Source organism: Streptomyces sp. NPDC007095, assembly GCF_040634475.1.
GTDB lineage: Bacteria > Actinomycetota > Actinomycetes > Streptomycetales > Streptomycetaceae > Streptomyces.
On sequence record NZ_JBEYFS010000541.1, the window covers coordinates 1 to 1122 of the forward strand.

General features: G+C 68.5%; 2 protein-coding genes. Both read right to left on the minus strand.

Features of this window, described 5'->3' with window-relative positions; genetic code table 11:
• A partial coding sequence (locus tag ABZ656_RS58085; protein WP_360280883.1) for a transposase occupies positions 1-470 on the minus strand: 470 nt, incomplete at its 3' end.
• Entirely contained in the window at positions 467-949 is a 483-nt protein-coding gene (locus tag ABZ656_RS58090; protein WP_360280886.1) for a helix-turn-helix domain-containing protein, read from the minus strand. The genes ABZ656_RS58090 and ABZ656_RS58085, both read right to left, overlap by 4 nt.
• Positions 950-1122: the final 173 nt, after the last annotated feature.

A 1122-nucleotide genomic window follows, 5' to 3' on the forward strand; every position in this document is an offset into this window, starting at 1 on the left:
AGCTGCTGCGTGGCCAGGGCTGTGGCCTGGGCGATGTCGTCGGGGTTGGCGAAGGACCGCCCAGCCAGGGCGGTCTTGCGGAAGATCCGCCACCAGCCTTCCTGCAGGTTTAGCCAGCACGCTCCGACCGGGATGAACGCGTGGCGGATCCTCGGGTGGTCCTCCAGCCACGTCCGGGTGGACAGGCTGTTGTGGGAGGACAGGTTGTCGGTGACGATCCAGATCTCGCCAGTCGGGTTGGCGTCCTCGACCAGTTGCAGGAACTGCTGGTAGAAGACACTGTTGCGGGAGGAAGCGGCCATGGTGATCTGCTGCCCGTCCCGGACACGTAAGCCCCCGTATACCCAGGTCTTCTCCGGCCCGCGGCTGTAGTCGAGTTCCGCTTTGATCCGGTGCCCGTCCGGCGACCAGCCCGGCGCCGGCGGGAAGGCGCGCGGGATCACCGGCCCCAGCTCGTCGGCGCAGATCACCGTCGCACCGGCGGGCGGCTGAGTATAGAGGCCGATGATCCTTGTCCTTTTGGGACGAAGTCCGGGTCCTTCGAACGCGTCCAGGACCGGGTGCGGCGCCAGCGCACGCCTTCGGCGAGCAGGATCCGGCGGACTTGTGAGCGCTCCACTGCGATCCCCTCGGCCCGCGCTGCGGCGGCCAGGGAATCCAGCGTCCACTCGGGTGGCCCGGACTCGTCGAAGGCCCATAGCTCCCCGACCGGCTCCCACCGCAGCCGTCCCGGCGGCACGGTCTTGACCAGGGCGATGATCCGAGAGCGTTCCTCCTCGGTGATCCGTCGCTTGCGCCCCTGCCCGCCCAGATCATCCAGCCCGTGCAGGCCTGACCGGTTGAAGCGGTGCAGCCAGCACCGAACCGTCTTCTGGCTGCAGCCAAGCTCCGCAGCGATGGCCGGCACGCGCAGCCCCGACCAGCTCAGCTCGATCATCCGAGCTCGCATCACCGCATCCCGCGGAGCCTTCCGCGCCCGCGACAACCGGCGAACGACGGTCCGCTCGTCCTCGTCACGCCCCGGTCGTGCCCGTAACACCATCGCCCAGCACCCGCCCCCGAGCATCCCCAACTACCCCGCCACCAGGACATATACCCAGCGAAAGAGGAATCCAGCACTAG